Below are 20,233 nucleotides of genomic sequence, written 5' to 3'. Positions count from 1 at the left end.
CCGTTGCGCGTGTTGCCTGACATAGAACGCCTAAGCTGGTTGAAAGGGTTTTCCTCGTGCGGCACCCTGCCCACCGTGCTCCAGCAGGTTATTGTACAGGGCGTTCATCCCGGTCCAGTGATTGGCGCACCATAACGGGGCGAGCAAGGTCGGTGGCCGTGCGCTGGCGCAAATACGGTGAAACACCACGTCGGGTGGCGTATGGCGGATCAGGTCTGCAGCGATGGCGGTATAATCCTCAACCGACAGCGTGTGCAACCGTCCGGCCCGCCAGGCTTTGGCCATGATACTGCCTTCCACCACCAGCAACGGATGCAGTTTTAGGCCATCTACCCCTGCCGTCAGCACCTGTTCCAAGGTTGATAAGCAGTGGTCGGCCGTCTCGCCCGGCAGGCCAACAATAAGGTGGGTACACACGTTCAGGCCCCGTTGACGCGCCTGGGTTACCGCGCGCTGGTAACAGGCAAAATCATGACCCCGGTTAATCCGATGCAGGGTTTTATCCTGTGCGGTTTGCAGTCCCAGTTCTAACCAGACCTCAAACCCCTGCCGCCGGTAACCCGCCAGCAGATCCAGCACTTCCGTCGGCACGCAATCCGGACGGGTACCCACACAGATACCCACGATGTCCGCCCGCGTCAGCGCTTGGCGATACAGGTGGTCCAACGCCTCAACTTCTGCATAAGTACTGGTATAAGCCTGAAAGTAGGCCAGATAGCGTTTGGCCCGATCAACACGACCAAGCTGTGCGTCAAGCTGTTCGCCAATACTGTCAAACTGACGTTGTTCATCCGCAAACGACGCGACATTGCAAAATGTACAGCCCCCACGCCCCAAAGTGCCGTCGCGGTTAGGACAGCTAAATCCGCCATGTAACGAGAGTTTAAAGACTTTCTGGCCATAGCGGCGCAGGAGATCGCCGCCAAACATATTGACTACCTGGAGCAACTGCATATTCTATCTGTCCTGACCCGATAAGGCGGTATAGGCTATCCCATCGGGTCGATGGCTGTGATGATATCGATCAATTCGGATGGTTGGCTGTAGTTCACCTGCATATTTATGCGTATAATGTGAAAATTAAATCATCAGATAGGAATTAATAGTTCTTATCTCCACCGGGTAAATTATTCATATTGTCACTGTATGGGCAAAACAGTGTCATAAATGGTAAAAAAAGCCATAACCAGCACATACTGCTAGTCTGGAGCGCAGCACTAGCATGGTGCAGAGATTGTTGAGCTGCACTATAGTGAGACAGCGCATATTATCAGGAGCGATGCGCAGCACGTTAAGTCGGGTTAAAATAGCAATAAAATAAACTTATTCAACAAGTTAAATATATATTAGCCTACTTACACGCCGTTAACGGAGATATTTGACCTGCGTGTGGTTTGTCGTTAATTTGGAAGGCCGCTGGAAGAATTCTGGACGGGCCAACGACTCGTCATAGTTATGCAGTTATGAAGACTCCTTCTTAAAGCAAGTCGTTTATCACTAGTAATACCGCCACGATAAGGTTGTCCGCAGAGTGGAATAGCAGGAGATTAATCCGCAGCCGCTCAATACCGATACGCCTTCTCGCAGTAGGTTGTGAGAGTCACCTGGAGCCTGGGGAGGTCCACGATATGTTGTACGATGAATCCCAAGAGAAGGACAACTGCGGCTTCGGCCTAATTGCCCATATAGAAGGCGAGCCAAGCCATAAAGTGGTCCGGACGGCGATCCACGCACTGGCCCGCATGCAGCATCGTGGTGCGATCCTTGCCGACGGCAAGACCGGCGACGGCTGCGGGCTATTGTTACAAAAACCCGATCGTTTCTATCGCATTGTCGCTCAGGAACGCGGCTGGCGATTAGCGAAAAACTACGCGGTCGGCATGATTTTTCTGAGTCAGGATGAAGAAGAAGCGCGCGCCAGCCGCCGTATTGTGGAAGAAGAACTGCAAAACGAAACGCTGTCGATCGTCGGCTGGCGTGAAGTTCCGATCAATGCTGATGTTCTGGGTGAAATCGCATTGTCCTCCCTACCGCGTATCGAGCAAATTTTCGTCAATGCCCCAGCCGGTTGGCAGCCGCGGGATATGGAGCGTCGGTTATATGTGGGACGCCGCCGTATCGAAAAGCGCGTGACCGACAACAGTTTCTATGTTTGCAGCCTGTCGAATTTGGTGACCATCTATAAAGGTCTGTGCATGCCGGCGGATTTGCCGCGCTTTTATCTGGATCTGGCGGATCTGCGGCTGGAATCGGCGATCTGCCTGTTTCACCAGCGTTTCTCCACCAATACCGTGCCGCGCTGGCCACTGGCCCAGCCGTTTCGTTATCTGGCCCATAACGGCGAAATCAACACCATTACCGGTAACCGGCAGTGGGCACGTGCGCGCGCTTATAAATTAAAAACGCCATTGATCCCAGACCTGCAGGATGCCGCGCCTTTCGTCAATGAAACCGGATCCGATTCAAGCTCTCTGGACAACATGTTGGAACTGTTCCTCAGCGGTGGTATGGATTTGATCCGCGCCATGCGTTTGCTGGTGCCGCCGGCCTGGCAGAACAACCCCAATATGGATCCCGAGCTACGGGCGTTCTTCGACTTCAACTCCATGCATATGGAACCTTGGGACGGTCCGGCCGGACTGGTGATGTCCGATGGCCGTTTCGCCGCCTGTAACCTCGATCGCAACGGTCTGCGTCCAGCCCGTTATGTCATTACCACTGATAAGCTCATTACCTGCGCATCCGAAGTGGGTATCTGGGACTATCAGCCGGACGAGGTGGTGGAAAAAGGCCGGGTCGGACCTGGCGAGCTGATGGTGATCGATACCCGCAACGGACGTATTTTGCATTCGGCGGAAACCGATGACGATCTGAAGAGCCGCCATCCCTACAAGGAGTGGATGGAAAAGAATGTCCGTCGCCTGACGCCGTTTGAAGAGTTATCCGACGACCAGGTTGGCCACCGTGAGCTGGATGATACGCTGCTCGAAACCTATCAAAAGCAGTTTGGCTACTCGAATGAAGAGCTGGATTCCATTTTACGGGTGCTCGGTGAAAACGGTCAGGAGGCGACCGGTTCTATGGGGGACGATACGCCGTTTGCGGTGCTGTCAAGCCGCCCGCGCGTCATCTATGATTACTTCCGTCAACAGTTTGCCCAGGTAACCAATCCCCCTATCGACTCACTGCGCGAAGCCCATGTCATGTCCTTGGCCACCTGTATCGGCCGGGAAATGAACGTATTTTGTGAGGCCGAGGGTCAGGCATTCCGTTTGGCATTTAAATCGCCAATCTTGTTGTATTCCGATTTTACCCAGTTAACCACGCAAGAAGGCCGGCACTATCAGGCAGATAAGCTGGATATTACCTACGATCCAAGTGAACGCGATTTGCATCAAACACTGTTAAAACTGTGCGACGACGCCGAAGAAAAAGTTCGCCAGGGTACGGTACTGCTGGTGCTGACCGACCGGGTGATCTCCCCTAACCGCCTACCGGTGCCAGCACCGATGGCAGTAGGGGCGATTCATACCCGACTGGTGGAAAAAAACCTGCGCTGTGACGCGAACCTGATCGTCGAGACCGCCAGTGCCCGCGACCCACACCATTTTGCGGTATTGATTGGTTTTGGCGCTACGGCTATCTATCCTTACCTGGCCTATGAAACGCTGGCGGCGTTGATCGACAACGGCACCATTGAAAAAAATTATCGCACCGTGATGCTCAATTACCGCAACGGCATCAACAAAGGCCTGTACAAAATCATGTCCAAAATGGGCATTTCCACCGTGGCCTCATATCGCTGTTCCAAGCTGTTTGAGGCGGTGGGGCTGCACAGTGAACTCACCGCGCTCTGTTTCCAGGGTGTGGTGAGCCGTATCGGCGGCGCCAGTTTCAGTGATTTTGAACAAGATCTGCGTAATTTGTCAAAACGCGCCTGGCTCAAGCGCAAGCCTTTGGATCAGGGTGGTCTGCTGAAATATGTTCACGGCGGTGAATACCATGCCTACAATCCAGACGTGGTCAAAACCCTGCAATTGGCGGTGAAAAGCGGCGAATACCGTGATTATCAGCTTTATGCCAAGCTGGTGAATGAACGGCCCATCGCTATGCTGCGCGATTTGCTGGCCATCAAGCCCAACGGCCAGGCGGTATCCCTTGACCAGGTGGAACCGGCGGAAAATCTGTACCAGCGCTTCGACACGGCGGCCATGTCCATCGGCGCACTCAGTCCGGAAGCGCATGAATCACTGGCGCAGGCCATGAACAGCCTGGGCGGATTCTCCAATTCCGGTGAGGGCGGAGAAGATCCCAAGCGCTACGGTACCAATAAAGTGTCGCGGATCAAGCAGGTAGCCTCGGGACGTTTTGGCGTGACACCGGCCTATCTGGTCAACGCTGATGTGATCCAAATCAAGGTGGCCCAAGGGGCAAAACCGGGCGAAGGTGGACAGTTGCCTGGGGATAAAGTCACGCCCTATATTGCTAAGCTGCGCTATTCGGTGCCGGGCGTCACGCTGATTTCACCACCACCCCATCACGATATCTATTCTATCGAGGATTTGGCTCAGCTGATTTTCGATTTAAAACAGGTCAATCCAAAGGCGCTAATTTCGGTCAAGCTGGTTTCGGAACCTGGCGTTGGCACTATTGCCACCGGCGTGGCAAAAGCCTACGCCGACTTGATCACCATCGCCGGTTACGATGGGGGTACCGGCGCCAGTCCTCTGTCTTCGGTGAAGTATGCCGGCTGTCCGTGGGAACTCGGTCTGGTGGAAACCCAGCAGGCCCTGGTGGCCAATGGTTTGCGCCATAAGATCCGCCTGCAGGTGGATGGCGGCCTGAAAACCGGTCGAGACATTATCAAAGCGGCGATCCTTGGCGCGGAAAGTTTTGGTTTCGGCACCGGGCCAATGGTGGCCCTTGGCTGTAAATACCTGCGAATTTGTCATCTGAATAATTGCGCCACCGGTGTGGCCACCCAAGATGAGAAACTGCGCCGCGACCATTACCACGGTCTGCCCGGGCTGGTAACCAACTACTTTGGTTTTATTGCCCAGGAAACCCGCGAAATCATGGCCGAACTGGGCGTCACCCGGCTAGTGGATCTGATTGGACGTACCGATCTGCTGCTCGAACTGGACGGCATCTCCGCACGCCAGCACAAGCTGGATCTCTCGCCACTGCTGGAGACCGCAACGCCGCATCCCGGTAAAGCGCTATATTGCACCGAGGGCAGTAATCCACCGTTCGATAAGGGGCTGATGAACAAGACCTTATTGGAACAGGCGATGCCGTATGTGGAAAAACGCCAGAGCAAGACATTTTATTACGACATCCATAATACCGATCGTTCGGTGGGCGCTTCCCTGTCTGGCGCCATCGCCGCACTGCATGGCGATCAGGGCTTAGCCGCTGACCCCATCAAAGTCATTTTTACCGGCACCGCAGGCCAGAGTTTCGGCGTATGGAACGCCGGTGGCGTTGAGCTGACCCTAACCGGCGACGCCAACGACTACGTGGGCAAGGGCATGGCCGGTGGCAGCATTGTGATCCGTCCACCGGTAGGTTCGGCATTCCGTAGTCATGAAGCAACGATTATCGGCAACACCTGTTTGTATGGCGCTACCGGTGGCAAGCTGTATGCCGCTGGGCGAGCCGGTGAACGTTTTGCCGTACGCAACTCCGGCGCCATCACGGTAGTGGAAGGTATCGGTGACAATGGCTGTGAATACATGACCGGCGGCATCGTTTGTGTTCTGGGCCGTACCGGCGTCAATTTCGGCGCGGGCATGACCGGTGGCTTCGCGTATGTGCTCGATGAGGAAGGCGACTTCCGCAAACGGGTGAATAGCGAATTGGTGGAAGTGCTGGACGTCGAGCAATTGGCCATCCATGAAGAGCATCTGCGCGGCCTGATCACCGAACACGTCCAGCTCACCGGCTCCAATCGTGGTGAAGAAATTCTGGCTGACTGGCCAGCCTGGGCATCCAAATTTACACTGGTAAAACCAAAATCAAGTGATGTGAAAGCGTTGCTGGGTCACCGCAGCCGTTCTGCGGCAGAGCTTCGCGTGCAAGCGCAGTAAGAGGTTAATGATGAGTCAAAATGTTTATCAATTTATCGACTTGCAGCGTGTAGATCCGCCGAAAAAACCGCTGAAGATTCGGAAAATTGAATTTGTGGAAATCTACGAACCGTTTTCGGAATCGCAGTCAAAAGCACAGGCGGATCGCTGCATTTCCTGCGGCAACCCTTACTGTGAATGGAAATGCCCGGTACATAACTATATTCCAAACTGGCTGAAACTGGCCAACGAAGGGCGGATTATCGAAGCAGCAGAGCTGTCGCACCAGACAAATACCCTACCGGAAGTCTGTGGTAGGGTCTGTCCACAGGACCGGTTATGTGAGGGCTCATGCACGCTGAATGACGAATTCGGCGCGGTGACTATCGGCAATATTGAACGCTATATTAACGATAAAGCCATCGAAATGGGCTGGCGACCCAACGTGTCCGGCATTGTCGCCACCGGTAAACGGGTGGCGATTATCGGTGCCGGCCCTGCCGGTCTAGGCTGTGCCGACGTGCTAACCCGCAACGGTGTGCAGGCGGTAGTTTTTGATCGTCATCCAGAAATTGGCGGTCTGCTGACCTTTGGCATCCCGTCGTTCAAGCTGGAAAAAGAGGTGATGATCAAACGACGGGAAATCTTTAGCGAGATGGGTATCGAGTTTCGCCTCAATACCGAGGTAGGACGGGATATCCAAATGAGCGACCTGCTGGGCGAATTTGACGCGGTATTCCTGGGTGTCGGCACCTATCAATCCATGCGCGGCGGGCTGGACAATGAAGACGCCCCGGGGGTAGTGGATGCCCTACCGTTCCTGATCGCCAATACCAAGCAACTGATGGGATATGAAAATCCGGAATCCGCGCCGTACGTCAGTATGGCCGGCAAGCAGGTAGTGGTACTCGGCGGCGGTGATACGGCCATGGACTGTGTACGCACATCCATTCGCCAAGGTGCCGCCCATGTGATTTGCGCCTATCGTCGCGATGAGGAAAATATGCCCGGCTCTCGGCGTGAGGTGAAAAACTCTCGCGAAGAAGGGGTTGAATTTATGTTCAACCTGCAGCCAGTCAGTATTGAAATCAATAGCGCCGGTAATGTCAGTGGCGTGAAGATGGTGCATACGATGATGGGTGAACCGGACGCAAAGGGTCGCCGCCGGGCTGACATCGTGGCCGGGTCTGAGCATATCCTGCCCGCCGATACAGTGGTGATGGCGTTTGGCTTTCGCCCGCATAATATGGAATGGTTGGCCGACTTTAGCGTTGAGCTGGATGGTCAGGGGCGGATCATCGCACCGGAAAATTGCGAAACAGCATTCCAAACCAGTAATCCGAAGATCTTTGCCGGTGGTGATGCGGTACGGGGGTCGGATTTGGTGGTTACGGCTATCGCCGAAGGCCGTAAGGCCGCTGAGGGTATCATGAACTATCTGGAAGTGTAGGACGATTGAGTGGAATGTTTCCCGCCCAACAGGGGCGGGAAAATCAAGGTTTGCACGTTAGGTGATGTCACGCCGTTAACCGCCAGCAACACGCTCTGGCAATACCGGAATGACCTATGGTGAGCCGACTACTTCACCACCCGCAGCGACGGACGGGCACCACGTGGTGGTGTAGGAGGTTCGTCGTCGGAGTCATGTTCGTCACTGACATCGGGGCGATCGCCGTCAATAATCGACATAACGGTTTCCGGGCCACTATCCAACGTTGAGTCATCTTCCGCCACGCCGTTCTGCTCATAACCCACTTCTGGTTCGAACATGGTGCCGGCACCGTTTTCCCGAGCGTAAATGGCCAATACCGCGGCGATGGGCACGTTGACCTGACGGGGTATGCCACCGAAACGCGCGTTAAAACTCACCTCGGCGTTGGTCAGCTCAAGATTAGCCACCGCACGCGGAGCAATATTAAGCACAATCTGTCCATCACGGGCGAATTCCATCGGCACCGAGACACCTTCCACCGAGACATCCACCACCAGATGAGGTGTCAACTGGTTGTCCAGCAGCCATTCATAAAACGCCCGCAGCAAATAAGGGCGACGCGGCGTTAGCTGAGAGACTTCCATGCTTAACCCCGGGTTTGCAGGCGCATTTCGCGCTCAGTTTCGGTTAATGAAGCCAAGAACGCGTCACGCTCGAAGACACGTGTCATGTAACCTTTCAGTTCCTTGGCTCCGGCGCCTGACACCTCAATGCCCATCTGCGGCAAACGCCACAACAACGGTGCTAGATAGCAGTCAACCAGGCTAAATTCCTCACTCATAAAATAGGGCGCTTCATTGAATACCGGTGCCACCGCCAGCAACTCTTCACGCAGTTGACGACGTGCGCTGTCCGCTTCTTGGTGGCTGCCGTTCTCGATCTTGCGCATCAAGGAGTACCAGTCACTTTCGATACGGTGCATCATCAAACGACTGCTGCCACGCGCCACAGGATATACCGGCATTAGCGGAGGATGAGGAAAACGCTCGTCAAGGTATTCCATGATGATGCGTGATTCATACAATGTCAGCTCGCGATCGACTAAAGTCGGCACCGTGCGGTAAGGGTTGAGGTCAATCAGGTCCTGCGGTAGATTATCCAGCTCTACCTGCTCAATTTCGACACTGACACCTTTTTCCGCCAGTACAATGCGTACTTGATGGCTAAAAATGTCGGTCGGGCCAGAAAACAGCGTCATCACCGAACGTTTGTTGGCAGCGACAGCCATGAAAACCTCCAAGTTATCTAGAAAATACCGCGAATAGCCATATTAGCCGGCTACTATCCTGAAATGTTTGACCGTTAACCTATCGTCAGTTTGTCCATCGCTCACGCAGTAAATTGCTCCTACCGCGCCATGACAAAACGCCACCTAAGTAAACAGGCATAAAAGTGCTTAACAGTTTACCAGATTTTTGCGTGTTTAGGGGGATGGCGAGTGGCAAATCGCGACGAATAAAACGACGCAATCAGATTATTGGCGTTAAATCAATGCTAGATCAATAAAAAAGCCCGGACCGTGCCGGGCTTTGCTAGCTGTAAAAAACAGCCGGAAATTAACGTTTGGAGAACTGCGGACGACGACGTGCTTTACGCAAGCCGACTTTCTTACGTTCAACCTTACGGGCATCGCGAGTGACGAAACCGGCTTTACGCAGTTCTGCGCGCAGCGATTCATCATATTCCATCAGCGCACGGGTGATACCGTGACGAATGGCGCCTGCCTGACCGGAGATGCCACCACCAGTTACGGTAATGTACAAATCCAGTTTTTCAACCATGTCTACCAGTTCCAGCGGCTGACGAACTACCATGCGGGCAGTTTCGCGACCGAAGTACTGATCCAGACTACGCTGGTTGATGACGATATTACCGCTACCCGGCTTCATGAAGACGCGTGCGGAGGAGCTTTTGCGGCGACCAGTGCCGTAGTATTGATTTTCAGCCATTGCCTATAATCCCGATTAAATGTCCAGAACTTGCGGTTGCTGAGCCGCGTGGTTGTGCTCGGTACCCTTGTAAACTTTCAGTTTACGATACATTGCACGACCCAGCGGGCCTTTTGGCAGCATGCCTTTAACCGCGATTTCAATCACACGCTCAGGGTGGCGGGCAATCATCTCTTCAAAGGTCGTTTCTTTAATACCGCCGATGAAACCGGTATGATGATAATAAATCTTATCGGTACGCTTTTTGCCGGTCACGGCGACTTTCTCAGCGTTCAATACGATGATGTAATCACCGGTATCAACATGCGGTGTAAATTCCGCTTTATGCTTCCCGCGCAGGCGACTAGCCAGTTCGGTTGCAAGACGACCCAGGGTTTTACCGCTGGCGTCGACAACATACCAGTCGCGTTTTACGGTTTCTGGTTTTGCTGTAAATGTTTTCATTAAAAGCTTACCCAATTTAAGTTACACGTTGGTGAACACCCAAACGCTTCAATGAACAGTTATGAGGCTCACACGGCTATCTAGTCCAGCAAACCTACCCCTTCGAATAGCCGTTGCTGGCGCGATCGAAGTTTTTGGGAAAAAAACTTCTTGTAACGTGGGGTCGCGAGATTATAGAGAAGACCAGGGCAAAGGTCGACTGTTATTTACGATATTCGCCAAATACGCCAACGCTCCCCGCATAGCCAACGCCCCTGCAGCGTGAAAGATGACGGCAAATAGCCTATAGATTTCGCGTTGCAGGTAGGCGGCAAGTAAGAGAACCCCGGGGAGCTTACTCCAGTAAGTGACCCGGGTGAACGCGCATAGCCAACGCCCCCTGCAGCGTGAAAGATGACGGCTATGGACGGTGTGGTTGCGCCAAATACTCCTCACTTTGCATCTCGCGCAGGCGCGACAGGCAGCGCTTAAATTCAAAACGTAGCAAGTTCCCTTGGTATAAATTGTCCATCGGCACAGCGGCAGCTATGATCAGTTTGACTTGACGCTCATAAAACTCATCCACCAGCGCGACGAAGCGTCGGGCGGTATTTTCGTCATCGGACCCCATCACGTGGACATTATGCAGTAGTACGCTGTGATAGAGGCGTGAGAGTGCAATATAATCGTTTTGGCTGCGGGCATCGGCGCACAACGTGTTGAAATTGACCGCCACCACGCCATTGCGGGCGCCCAGGATGGGCATCGGCCGATGATTGATGGTCAGCACCTGCGCGGCGGTGGTATTTTCTCCCGCCAAGCGGGTGAAAATGCCGTGCATCTCATGGGCAGTCTGGTCGTTGAGGGGGGTTAGGTAGATACGGGCTTGGGTAAGAGTGCGCAATCGATAGTCAATGCCCGCGTCCACATTCATGACCTCGCAATGGCGGGTGATGAGCTCAATCGCCGGTAGGAACCGTGCGCGTTGCAGACCGTTGCGATACAGCTCATCTGGGGGAATGTTGGAGGTGGTGACAAGCGTAATGCCCCGAGCAAAGAGTGCTTGCATCAATGTACCTAACAGCATGGCATCGGTAATATCGGAGACAAAAAACTCATCAAAACAGAGAATATCCGTTTGCGCCTTAAACCCGTCAGCGACGATTTGCAGCGGATCGGCTTGACCTTGCAGACGGTTCATTTCTTCGTGGACGCGCAACATAAAACGGTGGAAATGCAGACGCAGTTTGCGATCCCCGGGCAAGCTCTGAAAAAACAGATCCATCAGCCAGGTTTTCCCCCGCCCCACCCCGCCCCACATATATAAGCCTCGCACGGGTGTCAAGGTGTTATCGGCAGGGGGCTTGCCCAGCAGTTTTTTACTCAGTCGTGCCAGTAACCCGCGGTCTGCTGGCACGGTTGCTGCGCGACGGGCCAAGAGTTGGCGATGGATAACATCAAGTCTGCTCATAGCCGCAGCCTGTACGGCGTCGGCCTGATACTCTTCCCCCTGAGCTAGCGTATGTTGATAAAGGGACAACGGCGAGCTGGTTTGCATGGTCGACAACATTCCCTGATAACAATTATTTGTTATGATTTTGTTAGAGGTTCCATACTAAACAGCGACAAACAGGAACACAATAGCAGGATATTTTGGGCGTAAAATAGTGGCTGCGTCGCTGTTTAACGACCTTCATTCACCCGGTGACGCTATGGGGATTCCCCAGTAGCGGGATAAACGGTTATAGTGAGTAGCATAGAGAACATCCCCATGGGACAACGAAGTCAACTAAAGGAGTCATTATGACCTGGGAATATGCGCTGATTGGATTAGTGGTTGGTATTATTATCGGTGCAGTCGCAATGCGGTTTGGCAATCGTAAACTTCGTCAGCAACAAACCCTGCAGCACGAGTTGGAAAAGAGCAAGGCAGAATTGGAAGAGTACCGCCTGGAACTGACGGGTCACTTCGCCCGTAGCGCGGAACTACTGGATAACATGGCCGATGACTACCGTCAGTTGTATCAACATATGGCCAAAGGCTCCAGCAGTCTGCTGCCGAATTTGCCCGGAGAAGAAAACCCGTTTCACTACCGCCTGACCGAAGCGGAAGCCGATAACGATCAAATTCCGGCGGGAATGCAACCCAGAGATTATCCAGAAAGCGCGTCTGGACTGCTGAGAACCACACGGCCACCCCGTAAGTAATATGAGGGTATCGAGAGTCACTTGCCTGCAATGCTATATCGACAGGATTTAGTGATTTTCCCGCGCCCGCCAGTACCGATTTCCCGCGGGGGCACTGAACTTTAACCGCAGTGGAAAGGTCATAAAGTATCTCAAGGTGGCGTTTTAACAAGGCTTTTGATTAATGGCGTCGTTCACGGACAGTAAGAGAGTAACAAGTTTAATGAAAACAACACCTTTATTAAGCATGCTAGCCCTTTGTATCACACTCGGCCTGACCTCGATGGTGCCCGCTGAAGCGGCGCTGCCGGCCACAGTGCCCGGACAGACGATGCCAAGCCTGGCTCCTATGCTGGAAAAAGTGCTTCCCGCAGTGGTCAGCGTTCATGTTGAAGGTACCCAACCGGTACAGCAACAGAATCTGCCGAAAGAATTTAAATATTTCTTCGGACCGAACGGCCCCAGCGATCAATCACAGGGAGATTCCCGCCCATTTGAGGGCTTGGGCTCCGGCGTCATCATTAACGCTGCCAAAGGTTATGTGATCACCAATTACCACGTGGTCAACGGCGCAAATAAGATTAAGGTCCAGCTCAATGACGGCCGCGAATTCGAGGCCAAGCTGGTGGGGAGCGACAAACAGACCGATCTGGCGCTGCTGCAACTGCCCGATCCGAAAAACCTGACTGAAATAAAAATGGCCGATTCCGATGACTTGCGGGTAGGTGATTTTGCCGTCGCGGTGGGCAACCCCTTCGGCTTGGGACAAACAGCAACGTCCGGCATTGTTTCAGCGCTGGGACGCAGCGGTTTACACCTTGAAGGACTGGAAAATTTCATCCAGACCGATGCCTCAATTAATCGTGGCAACTCCGGTGGTGCGCTGATTAATCTCAATGGCGAACTTATTGGCATCAATACTGCCATTCTGGCGCCCGGTGGTGGCAATATCGGTATCGGTTTTGCCATACCAAGCAACATGGTGAAAAACCTCAGCCAGCAGTTAATCGAATTTGGTACCGTCAAACGTGGCCTGTTAGGGATTAAGGGCAGCGACATGACCGCCGATATGGCGAAGGCGTTTAATATCGATGTTCAGCGCGGTGCCTTTGTCAATGAAGTGCTGCCCGATTCCGCTGCGGCGAAGGCAGGTATAAAGGCCGGCGATATCATTGTTTCTATCAAAGGCAAGGCGATCACCAGTTTTGCCGAGCTGCGGGTGACCATCGGTACGACGGCGCCGGGCAAGTCGATCAAGCTCGGGTTGCTGCGCGAAGGCAAGCCAGTGGATGTTACCGTCACCTTGGATGACAGCGCCGCGACCACCAGCAGTGCGGAAATTTTGACCCCATCGTTGCAGGGCGCATCCCTGAGCAACGGCCAGTTAAAAGACGGCACCAAAGGCATCATGATAGACGATGTGGCTAAAGATACGCCGGCTGCGCAAATCGGCCTGCAGAAAGGGGATGTGATCATCGGCATCAACCGCAGCCGGGTGAACAATATCATTGAACTGCGCAAGGTCCTGGATACCAAACCGGCGGTAATGGCCATGAATATCATGCGTGGCGACGAGAGTATTTTTCTGTTATTACGTTGATATTTTGAGCTGTGGGCAAGCGGCAAACGAATGAATCCCGATAAGTTTGCAAAGTGATTCGGGTAAATGCGTGTAGTCAACACACCCACAGCTTGAAAGATAACGGGTGAACAGACCACGAGACGTGGGGTTGTCATATCAACTCATGCTACCCTACAGCTAATCCCATTACTCGATTTGGATATCATGCTGGTTAAGCTTTTACGCGCGGTTATTTTCGGTCTTATCATCGCAGGCATTTTGCTGCTCACTTTGCCTTCCTTGCGTTCCACCACGGGCGATCTGTTGGCGGGCCTTTCGAGCAGCGATGACGAGTCTCCGGCCAGCTATAACCCGGCAGTTCGCCGCGCCGCACCAGCGGTAGTAAACGTTTATAACCGTAGCATGAACGCCTCCTCCCACAACGCGCTGGAAATTCATACCCTCGGATCCGGCGTGATCATGAACCAAAAGGGTTACCTGCTTACCAATAAGCATGTGATCAATGATGCCGAACAGATTATCGTGGCGCTGCAGGACGGCCGGGTGTATGAGGCGCAACTGGTAGGCTCTGATAGCCTTACCGATCTGGCAGTGTTAAAAATTGACGCCAATAATCTGCCGGTTATTCCAATCAATCTCAAGCGCGCGCCGCATATCGGCGATGTCGTCATGGCCATCGGCAACCCCTATAACCTGGGGCAGACCGTGACCCAGGGTATTATCAGCGCCCTTGGCCGTATCGGCCTGAGTCCATCCGGCCGTCAGAACTTCCTGCAAACCGATGCGTCGATAAATCGCGGTAACTCCGGCGGCGCGCTGATCAATTCACTGGGTGAACTGGTGGGTATCAATACCCTGTCGTTCGATAAAAGCAATAATGGGGAGACACCAGAGGGTATAGGTTTCGCCATTCCTTCCGCGCTGGCAATCAAAGTGATGAATAAGCTGATCCGCGACGGACGCGTGATCCGCGGTTATATCGGCATTAGCGGGCGTGAAGTGGCACCGTTGCACTCCACCGCCGCCAATATGGATCGGATACAAGGCATTATTGTCAATGAGGTCACCCCGGGTGGCCCCGCAGCCGCAGCGGGTATCCAGGTTAATGACGTTATCCTCAACGTCAACAATAAGCCGGCGGTCTCTGCTATAGAAACGATGGATCAGGTGGCGGAAATTCGGCCCGGTTCGGTGATCCCGGTGGTGATAATGCGCAACGGCACCAAATTGACCTTACAGGTGACTGTTCAGGAGTATCCGGCGACCAATTGATAGCGCGTGAGCGACCACTGCCGGTTGTATTGCCGTAGAAGCCAGCACCGAGGATAACCGTGCTGGCGTTGGTACCCTAAAACACACGTCAGCCGTGGCCAGTAGGGCGTCATCGCTGACGCTCCCCCGGCCACGGCGTTTATTCATTATTCGCCGCTGATACGCTCGATGTTAGCACCCAACTTGCGCAGTTTGGCTTCGATACAATCGTAACCACGATCGATATGGTAGATACGATCCACCACCGTGACACCGTCTGCAATACAGCCCGCCAGCACCAAACTGGCTGAGGCACGTAGATCGGTGGCCATCACCTGAGCGCCCGACAGCATTTCAACCCCGTGACAAATGACGGTGTTGCTTTCAATTTCCGCCCGTGCGCCCATACGAATCAGTTCGGGTATGTGCATAAAGCGGTTTTCGAAAATGGTCTCAGTAATGACGCCGGTGCCTTCGGCCACCAGATTCAACAGGCTGAACTGCGCCTGCATATCGGTGGGAAAACCCGGGTGGGGCGCGGTGCGCACCGTGATGGCTTTCGGCCGTTTACCGTGCATGTCGAGGCTTATCCAATCTGCACCGGTTTCAATATCAGCCCCGGCCTCGCGCAACTTGGCCAGCACAGCGTCCAACGTATCCGGCCGGGTGGACTTGCACACCACGCGTCCGCCGGAAACGGCTGCCGCTACCAAAAAGGTGCCGGTTTCAATCCGATCAGGCAACACGCGATAGACGCCGCCGCCCAGACGTTCCACCCCTTCGATGGTAATCTTATCCGTGCCGGCACCGCTGATTTTCGCGCCCAAGGTGATCAGGAAATTGGCGGTATCAACAATCTCCGGCTCGCGGGCGGCATTCTCAATAATCGTGGTGCCTTGCGCCAGCGTGGCGGCGCTCATAATGGTAACGGTCGCACCGACACTGACTTTATCCATCACGATGTGAGCACCGCGCAATCGACCATCCACCGATGCCTTGACGTAACCCTCTTCGAGCTTGATGGTCGCGCCCAGTTGTTCCAGGCCGGAGATATGTAAATCCACCGGTCGGGCGCCAATGGCGCAGCCACCGGGCAATGAAACCTGGCCTTGGCCGAATCGCGCCACCAGCGGACCCAGAGCCCAGATGGAGGCACGCATCGTTTTCACCAGTTCGTACGGTGCGCAGAACACATTAACGCCGCTGGCGTCGACGTGTACCGACCCATTACGCTCTACTTTTGCACCGAGCTGGCTGAGCAGTTGCATCGTTGTATTAATATCTTTTAACTTTGGCACATTCTGAATTTCCACTGGCTCCTCAGCCAGCAGCGCAGCAAACAAAATCGGCAACGCGGCATTTTTAGCGCCGGAGATTGTCACTTCACCACTTAACCGGGTTGGACCCTGGACACGAAATTTATCCATCACAACTGCTCTCTATTTAACGGGGACTGGGCTGTCGAACGTCGATATACCGGTCGTGAACGACCGGTTCAGCCGCTTAAAAACCGTTTAATTTACGATCGCGCTGCCATTCATCAGGGGTATAGACCTTGATGGAAAGCGCATGTATACGATTGTCCGCGATATACTCCTTTAAGGGGGCATATACCGCCTGCTGTTTTTTTATCCGGCTCATACCGGCAAACCGTTCGCTGACGACAACTACCTGAAAATGGCTGCCATCGCCCGTTACATGAGCTTCCTGTAACGCCAGCTCACTGGTATTCATCAGTACTTCGTGAATTTCGTGGTTTTCCATAAGGGTCAAATCTTTTTCATGGTTCAGGTATCAAGCCGACATATTAGAGGAATCCATCGCTATCTGAAACAGGCATTCGATGAATGAACGCGTCAGACAGGGCTATCGTCGGCGCAGGGAAGGATATTATCCAGCTTATACAACGCGATGAGAGTGCGTAATTTTTCCGTGACGCCGGTCAGAGTCAGGGCAACGCCCCGCTGCTCCTGCAAAGCGTATAAATGCAGCAACATGGCCACACCTGCGGAGTCCACCCGATCCAATCGCGATACATCCAGAAAATGAATATCCTGCAGCAGGTTCTCGCGCTGCTCCCATAACGACAACAGCGTGACCCGATCTAATTCACCCTGCAGGAACAGCGTCTCACCTTGTGTTTGCCATGACAGGGGCTCAGCCATTATTTTGCTTATCCAGCGTAATAGGTTGCGCTGCTGCCGCCAATAATTGCTTGGTCAGCCCGTCAATACCGGTCTGACGCAGTGTTGCGGCCCATTCATTTTGCTTGGTGGTGATCATGCTTACCCCTTCGGCAATCATATCAAACGCCTGCCAATGCCCGGTTTGGCTGTTCTTACGCCATTGAAAATCCAACCGTATCGGCGCCCGTCCACCCTGATCGATGATGAGCACCCGAATCGCGATGATGGTGGCGTCACCGATGGGTTTGGGCTGGGCCACCTGATAGGTCTGGTTGTGGTACATGGCCAGTGCCTGACCGTAGGCTTGCTCCAGATAGGATTCAAAAGCCTTAAAATAAGCGTCGCGCTGCGCCGGCGTCGCTTGGCGATAATAGGTGCCCAGCACCAGTGCGCCGGCATATTTTATCTGCACATAAGGCAACAGTTCTTCACGCACCACGGTACGCAGATAGTTGGGATCCTGGTGGATCTGGCTTTGTTCGTTTTTCAGTCGGGTAAAGGTTTTATCCGCCGCCGCGTTCATCAATGCGTAGGGATTGGTCTGGTCAACCGTCTGCGCGTTCACCAGGGGGGCCAGAGCGAACAAGGCCACCATCAATAATCGTTTAAACATTATCTGTATTCCTCTTAGTGAACTGCCGGGATGGCGTCGGCCGGGGCTTTGGTTTCTGCCGGACTCGTCGGGTTAGGGGTGCCGCCTTTATATAAGAATTGACCAATAAGATCTTCCAAAACCAACGCTGATTTAGTGTCCTGGATAACGCCACCATCCTTAAGAATAGACGTTCCCATTTCCGGGTCCTCAAAACCAATATTCAGTGACAGATACTGCTCGCCCAACAGTCCAGAGGTGCGGATAGCCAGAGAGCTGGTATCGGGAATATGGTTATACCTCTTATCAATCTCCATGGTTACCCGTGGCGTGTAGGTTTTAGGATCCAGAGCGATATCCACCACTCGTCCCACCACCACACCGCCCACTTTCACCGGCGAACGGATTTTCAGTCCACCGATATTATCGAAGGACGCGGAAATACGGTAGGAGGCCATCTTGCCCACCGAGTGGATACCCGCGACTTTGAGACACAGGAAAATAACTGCGAGCATGGCGATAATCATAAAAACGCCGACCCAGATTTCACTTTTTTTCGTTTGCATTAACTCAATTCCCAAACATCAGTGCTGTCAGCACAAAATCCAGTCCCAACACCGCCAGGGACGCATGGACAACCGTTCTGGTAGTCGCTCGGCTGATGCCTTCAGAGGTAGGAATCGCATCATAGCCGTTAAACAACGCTATCCAGGTCACCGTAATGGCAAAAATAACGCTTTTTATCAGGCAATTAACCAAATCCTGCTGCCACTCCACCGCACCTTGCATGGCGGACCAGAAATAACCGCTATCAATGCCTTTCCAATCTACCCCCACCATGCCACCGCCCCAGATGCCCACCGCGACGAATATTGCCGTCAGTAACGGCATACTGATAACACCAGCCCAAAAACGCGGCGCCACAACCCGTCGCAACGGATCCACAGCCATCATTTCCAGACTCGATAGCTGCTCGGTAGCCTTCATCAGACCGATTTCGGCGGTCAACGCCGACCCCGCCCGCCCGGCAAACAGCAAGGCGGTGACCACCGGGCCGAGTTCACGCAGCAACGACAGCGCGACCATCATTCCCAAGCTCGCTTCAGCGCCATAAGTGGTGAGGATGATATATCCCTGCAGCCCAAGCACCATGCCAATGAACAGACCGGAGACAATAATGATAATTAACGATTGTACCCCAACGTTATAGAGCTGTTTTAACAGCAGCGGCCACTGCTGGCGGAAATCGGGTTTACCCACCAGCGCGTTAAACAGCATTAAGCCCGAGCACCCAAAGGCGTGACAGACATTAATGCCCCGGCGTCCCAACGACGCCAATGCTTGTTGTAGTAGCATGGCTAGGTCAACTCCCTAAACCTAAAAGCTGTGATTGGTAGTCGCGGGCAGGAAAATTAAACGGCACGGGACCATCGGCGATACCGTCGAGAAACTGGCGCGCACGCGGGTCGGGGTTTGCCCGCAGCTCAGACGGGGTACCCTGAGCGATAACCTGCTGATCAGCTACAATATAAGCATAATCAGCAATACTCAATACTTCGGGAACATCGTGCGAAACCACGATACAAGTCACCCCCAGCGCGTGGTTTAATTCATCAATAAGTTTTACCAGCACGCCCATCGCAATAGGGTCTTGCCCGCCAAAAGGTTCATCAAACATGATCAATTCCGGATCCAGGGCAATGGCACGCGCCAAGGCGGCGCGGCGTGCCATGCCGCCAGAGAGTTCGGCAGGCATAAGGGATGCCGCACCGCGCAACCCCACCGCTTCAAGCTTCATCAACACGGTGCTGCGCAAAATGACTTCCGGCAGACGCGTATGCTGGCGCAGCGGGAACGCCACGTTTTCAAACACGTTGATATCGGTGAATAGCGCACCGGACTGGAACAGCATACTGATTTTTTTTCGCACCTCATATAAACGGCGGCGCGACAAGGCGGGAATATTATCGCCATCAAACCAGATTTCGCCGCTATCCGGCGGCAATTGCCCGCCAATCAAGCGTAACAGGGTAGTCTTACCGATACCAGACGGCCCCATAATAGCGGTAATCTTGCCGCGCGGAACCTGCAATGAAATGTTATCAAAAATGGGTCGGTCGCCGCGGCGAAAACTCAAACCGCGAATGTCGACCAAATGCTCAGCCTGATTCATGTTGTCACTACCCATTGCATCCTCGCCCAAACCCATTGCCTATATACCCTTTATCTTTCAAGCTGCAGATGCGTTGACTGCACTCGTTCACCCGAATCACTTACCGATGTAAGCTCATCGGGATTCTCTCCCTTGCCGCCTTCCTGCCGCTCGAAATCTATCGGGTAGACCTTTATCTTTCAAGCTGCAGATGCGTTGACTGCACTCGTTCACCCGAATCACTTACCGATCTCGACATCTAGTGGAGATAGATAGTAAAGCAATGGGACCGATTCATCGAACTTTTACCCCCAATTGCCTTGCCGAGGGCTAAGATACGCAAACTCACCG

General features: G+C 53.5%; 18 protein-coding genes. 5 read left to right on the top strand and 13 right to left on the bottom strand.

Annotated features, from left to right (window positions below):
• Positions 1-30 precede the first annotated feature (30 nt).
• Positions 31-954, bottom strand: coding sequence for a TIGR01212 family radical SAM protein (locus SJI19_RS07390; protein WP_323477615.1), 924 nt, complete (start codon positions 952-954; stop codon positions 31-33).
• A gap of 674 nt (positions 955-1,628) precedes the next feature.
• Here SJI19_RS07390 and gltB point away from each other — a divergent pair.
• Positions 1,629-6,089, top strand: a complete 4,461-nt coding sequence (gene gltB / locus SJI19_RS07385; protein WP_323477614.1) for a glutamate synthase large subunit — start codon at positions 1,629-1,631, stop codon at positions 6,087-6,089.
• Between the two features lie 10 nt (positions 6,090-6,099).
• The gene (locus SJI19_RS07380) at positions 6,100-7,518 is read left to right on the top strand and encodes a glutamate synthase small subunit (RefSeq protein ID WP_323477766.1); all 1,419 of its coding nucleotides are present in this window, start codon (positions 6,100-6,102) and stop codon (positions 7,516-7,518) included.
• Between the two features lie 128 nt (positions 7,519-7,646).
• On the opposite strand, the gene sspB is transcribed toward SJI19_RS07380, so the two are convergent.
• From sspB to zapE, 5 genes are all read right to left on the bottom strand, one after another.
• On the bottom strand, positions 7,647-8,144 hold the full coding sequence (gene sspB, locus SJI19_RS07375) for a ClpXP protease specificity-enhancing factor (RefSeq protein ID WP_323477613.1): 498 nt from the start codon (positions 8,142-8,144) through the stop codon (positions 7,647-7,649).
• Between the two features lie 2 nt (positions 8,145-8,146).
• Positions 8,147-8,788, bottom strand: coding sequence for a stringent starvation protein SspA (sspA, locus tag SJI19_RS07370; RefSeq protein WP_323477612.1), 642 nt, complete (start codon positions 8,786-8,788; stop codon positions 8,147-8,149).
• A 328-nt stretch (positions 8,789-9,116) separates the two neighbouring features.
• Entirely contained in the window at positions 9,117-9,509 is a 393-nt protein-coding gene (gene rpsI, locus SJI19_RS07365) for a 30S ribosomal protein S9 (RefSeq protein WP_162366275.1), read from the bottom strand.
• 15 nt (positions 9,510-9,524) lie between these two features.
• Positions 9,525-9,953, bottom strand: coding sequence for a 50S ribosomal protein L13 (rplM, locus tag SJI19_RS07360; RefSeq protein WP_162366274.1), 429 nt, complete (start codon positions 9,951-9,953; stop codon positions 9,525-9,527).
• Positions 9,954-10,353: 400 nt separating this feature from the next.
• On the bottom strand, positions 10,354-11,490 hold the full coding sequence (gene zapE, locus SJI19_RS07355) for a cell division protein ZapE (RefSeq protein WP_323477611.1): 1,137 nt from the start codon (positions 11,488-11,490) through the stop codon (positions 10,354-10,356).
• Between the two features lie 245 nt (positions 11,491-11,735).
• Between zapE and zapG the strand changes: the two genes are divergently transcribed.
• The 3 genes from zapG to degS all read left to right on the top strand — a co-directional run bounded on the left by zapG (position 11,736) and on the right by degS (position 14,973).
• Positions 11,736-12,140, top strand: coding sequence for a Z-ring associated protein ZapG (zapG, locus tag SJI19_RS07350; protein ID WP_323477610.1), 405 nt, complete (start codon positions 11,736-11,738; stop codon positions 12,138-12,140).
• A gap of 202 nt (positions 12,141-12,342) precedes the next feature.
• The gene (degQ, locus tag SJI19_RS07345) at positions 12,343-13,719 is read left to right on the top strand and encodes a serine endoprotease DegQ (RefSeq protein ID WP_323477609.1); all 1,377 of its coding nucleotides are present in this window, start codon (positions 12,343-12,345) and stop codon (positions 13,717-13,719) included.
• Between the two features lie 186 nt (positions 13,720-13,905).
• Positions 13,906-14,973: an outer membrane-stress sensor serine endopeptidase DegS gene (gene degS, locus SJI19_RS07340; protein WP_323477608.1), complete on the top strand. Its 1,068-nt coding sequence runs from the start codon at positions 13,906-13,908 to the stop codon at positions 14,971-14,973.
• Between the two features lie 146 nt (positions 14,974-15,119).
• Here degS and murA read toward each other — a convergent pair whose 3' ends face one another.
• From murA to mlaF, 7 genes are all read right to left on the bottom strand, one after another.
• Positions 15,120-16,379 carry a UDP-N-acetylglucosamine 1-carboxyvinyltransferase gene (gene murA, locus SJI19_RS07335; RefSeq protein ID WP_323477607.1) on the bottom strand — a complete coding sequence of 420 codons (1,260 nt, stop codon included), beginning with the start codon at positions 16,377-16,379 and terminating at the stop codon, positions 15,120-15,122.
• A 76-nt stretch (positions 16,380-16,455) separates the two neighbouring features.
• Entirely contained in the window at positions 16,456-16,716 is a 261-nt protein-coding gene (gene ibaG, locus SJI19_RS07330; protein ID WP_323477606.1) for a BolA family iron metabolism protein IbaG, read from the bottom strand.
• 92 nt (positions 16,717-16,808) lie between these two features.
• Complete coding sequence (gene mlaB / locus SJI19_RS07325; protein WP_323477605.1) at positions 16,809-17,117, bottom strand: lipid asymmetry maintenance protein MlaB; 309 nt, start codon at positions 17,115-17,117, stop codon at positions 16,809-16,811.
• Positions 17,110-17,751: a phospholipid-binding protein MlaC gene (mlaC, locus tag SJI19_RS07320; protein ID WP_323477604.1), complete on the bottom strand. Its 642-nt coding sequence runs from the start codon at positions 17,749-17,751 to the stop codon at positions 17,110-17,112. The genes mlaB and mlaC overlap by 8 nt, the downstream gene beginning before the upstream one ends.
• A 14-nt stretch (positions 17,752-17,765) precedes the next feature.
• Complete coding sequence (mlaD, locus tag SJI19_RS07315) at positions 17,766-18,296, bottom strand: outer membrane lipid asymmetry maintenance protein MlaD (protein ID WP_323477603.1); 531 nt, start codon at positions 18,294-18,296, stop codon at positions 17,766-17,768.
• 4 nt (positions 18,297-18,300) lie between these two features.
• Positions 18,301-19,086, bottom strand: a complete 786-nt coding sequence (mlaE, locus tag SJI19_RS07310) for a lipid asymmetry maintenance ABC transporter permease subunit MlaE (RefSeq protein WP_323477602.1) — start codon at positions 19,084-19,086, stop codon at positions 18,301-18,303.
• 7 nt (positions 19,087-19,093) lie between these two features.
• Positions 19,094-19,903 carry a phospholipid ABC transporter ATP-binding protein MlaF gene (mlaF, locus tag SJI19_RS07305; RefSeq protein WP_323477765.1) on the bottom strand — a complete coding sequence of 270 codons (810 nt, stop codon included), beginning with the start codon at positions 19,901-19,903 and terminating at the stop codon, positions 19,094-19,096.
• Positions 19,904-20,233: the final 330 nt, after the last annotated feature.

The sequence above is a fragment of the Acerihabitans sp. TG2 genome (assembly GCF_035013185.1).
Taxonomy (GTDB): Bacteria; Pseudomonadota; Gammaproteobacteria; order Enterobacterales; family Enterobacteriaceae; genus Acerihabitans.
This window is presented reverse-complemented; position numbering and strand designations above follow the sequence as displayed.

Excerpts from the sequence above, each read along its gene's own strand:
- SJI19_RS07390 (WP_323477615.1), bottom strand. The coding sequence starts at position 954 with ATGCAGTTGCTCCAGGTAGTCAATATGTTTGGCGGCGATCTCCTGCGC.
- gltB (WP_323477614.1), top strand. The coding sequence starts at position 1,629 with ATGTTGTACGATGAATCCCAAGAGAAGGACAACTGCGGCTTCGGCCTA.
- SJI19_RS07380 (WP_323477766.1), top strand. The coding sequence starts at position 6,100 with ATGAGTCAAAATGTTTATCAATTTATCGACTTGCAGCGTGTAGATCCG.
- sspB (WP_323477613.1), bottom strand. The coding sequence starts at position 8,144 with ATGGAAGTCTCTCAGCTAACGCCGCGTCGCCCTTATTTGCTGCGGGCG.
- sspA (WP_323477612.1), bottom strand. The coding sequence starts at position 8,788 with ATGGCTGTCGCTGCCAACAAACGTTCGGTGATGACGCTGTTTTCTGGC.
- rpsI (WP_162366275.1), bottom strand. The coding sequence starts at position 9,509 with ATGGCTGAAAATCAATACTACGGCACTGGTCGCCGCAAAAGCTCCTCC.
- rplM (WP_162366274.1), bottom strand. The coding sequence starts at position 9,953 with ATGAAAACATTTACAGCAAAACCAGAAACCGTAAAACGCGACTGGTAT.
- zapE (WP_323477611.1), bottom strand. The coding sequence starts at position 11,490 with ATGCAAACCAGCTCGCCGTTGTCCCTTTATCAACATACGCTAGCTCAG.
- zapG (WP_323477610.1), top strand. The coding sequence starts at position 11,736 with ATGACCTGGGAATATGCGCTGATTGGATTAGTGGTTGGTATTATTATC.
- degQ (WP_323477609.1), top strand. The coding sequence starts at position 12,343 with ATGAAAACAACACCTTTATTAAGCATGCTAGCCCTTTGTATCACACTC.
- degS (WP_323477608.1), top strand. The coding sequence starts at position 13,906 with ATGCTGGTTAAGCTTTTACGCGCGGTTATTTTCGGTCTTATCATCGCA.
- murA (WP_323477607.1), bottom strand. The coding sequence starts at position 16,379 with ATGGATAAATTTCGTGTCCAGGGTCCAACCCGGTTAAGTGGTGAAGTG.
- ibaG (WP_323477606.1), bottom strand. The coding sequence starts at position 16,716 with ATGGAAAACCACGAAATTCACGAAGTACTGATGAATACCAGTGAGCTG.
- mlaB (WP_323477605.1), bottom strand. The coding sequence starts at position 17,117 with ATGGCTGAGCCCCTGTCATGGCAAACACAAGGTGAGACGCTGTTCCTG.
- mlaC (WP_323477604.1), bottom strand. The coding sequence starts at position 17,751 with ATGTTTAAACGATTATTGATGGTGGCCTTGTTCGCTCTGGCCCCCCTG.
- mlaD (WP_323477603.1), bottom strand. The coding sequence starts at position 18,296 with ATGCAAACGAAAAAAAGTGAAATCTGGGTCGGCGTTTTTATGATTATC.
- mlaE (WP_323477602.1), bottom strand. The coding sequence starts at position 19,086 with ATGCTACTACAACAAGCATTGGCGTCGTTGGGACGCCGGGGCATTAAT.
- mlaF (WP_323477765.1), bottom strand. The coding sequence starts at position 19,903 with ATGAATCAGGCTGAGCATTTGGTCGACATTCGCGGTTTGAGTTTTCGC.